The 1261-nt window shown below is 35.1% G+C and carries 1 protein-coding gene; it reads right to left on the bottom strand.

The window, feature by feature from the left end:
• Nucleotides 1-126: 126 nt before the first annotated feature.
• Nucleotides 127-1230, bottom strand: a complete 1104-nt coding sequence (locus FKN16_RS24220) for a hypothetical protein (RefSeq protein ID WP_170903733.1) — start codon at nt 1228-1230, stop codon at nt 127-129.
• Nucleotides 1231-1261 lie beyond the last annotated feature (31 nt).

Genomic DNA, 1261 nt, shown 5'->3' with positions numbered 1-1261 from the left:
TAACGCCGCGTTAAGTGGTGAGCAACGCTACCACCTGACCTAAAACATGGTGCCGTAAACACTAAAGCTGAATTCAAACCGAAAATGCCAAGCGTTGGGAATCCGTCTTAAACGCTTTGTTAGAGTTCAGTCACCGTTAGATATCAATAACTTCCCATCAATGAGATAAACGTCAAACTCATCTCTGTCCATTAGGTGAGACAATATATTAAAGCCATCTAACTTCTCGTCTAACAACGTTGATAAATCCTGCTGAATACCATTAACAAACTTTAAGTGATTATTTAGCTCATTTTGCAGTTTTTCACGTTCATAACCTGTTAAATTTAAATCTGTTTCGATCGTATCTTTATGATTTTCAGTAAAATTATCAAAAGCACTCAATCGATAACTCATGAGGCTCATTAACTCATTTTTAATGCGATCGATGAAGTCTTTATGTCTCTGAATATTACTCTGAGAATAGTTCCCACTAATTACTATTTCACAGATCCTACCTGCAACTAATCTTTCAAATACGGAAAATATTGAGTGTTTCATCACTTTTCCAGTAAAGAAACGGTCGGGGTAAAATGTTTTTCCATCATAGGTTGTAAAGTAATAGTTATAACCTGTAGAGAATTCTTGCGGCTCTGAATCCAATAACTCAGCAAACTTATACCTCTGAGAAACATATAACTCATAACAGTCTTCATTGTTTTTAACTATTCTCGATAGATATACACTCCGCATTGCTTTATCTACGGAAATGTCAGGAATGCTCCTAAAACTATCCGAAATAGTTTCAGAGACCCTCTCAAATTTTGCCTGCTCTTCAATAATTTGGTGATTTCTAATGTCAGCACTTAACTGTGATATATAAGACAAACTGGCTTTAATTGAGCTATATAGGCTTATGCCTAAAAGAGCAGGCATAGCTTCATGTTCATTACCTATATCAACTTGTTCTAAGCCAGCAACATCACTTATTTTTCCTTTTTCTATACAAGTAGAAGTAAGCAAACCTTTTAGTTCACCATTATTGATCGTCATCAATTCTCTAGACGAGCCCTTTTTAAAAACGATTCTGTAAAACTCGTCATTGTTGCTAGAACTAGTCTGACGGCATAATTGATTGCTGAATGCAGATATGAATGAAGTATTTGCAACAACAATAGGGTTTGGGACTAACTCAGCTAATTTAGGATTATTACTAAATAAAACCTGAATACTTTTTGGTAAATCTAACATTGTTTACTCCTTTCATCATGAACTCTAACGC

The organism is Vibrio sp. 11-4(1), assembly GCF_013048625.1.
Classification (GTDB): domain Bacteria; phylum Pseudomonadota; class Gammaproteobacteria; order Enterobacterales; family Vibrionaceae; genus Vibrio; species Vibrio diabolicus.
Note: the sequence above shows the minus strand (reverse complement) of the source record. Positions and strands in the feature narration are given on the sequence as shown.

Bases quoted from the DNA above. Each gene is read 5' to 3' on its own strand.
- FKN16_RS24220 (WP_170903733.1), bottom strand. From the start codon at position 1,230: ATGTTAGATTTACCAAAAAGTATTCAGGTTTTATTTAGTAATAATCCT.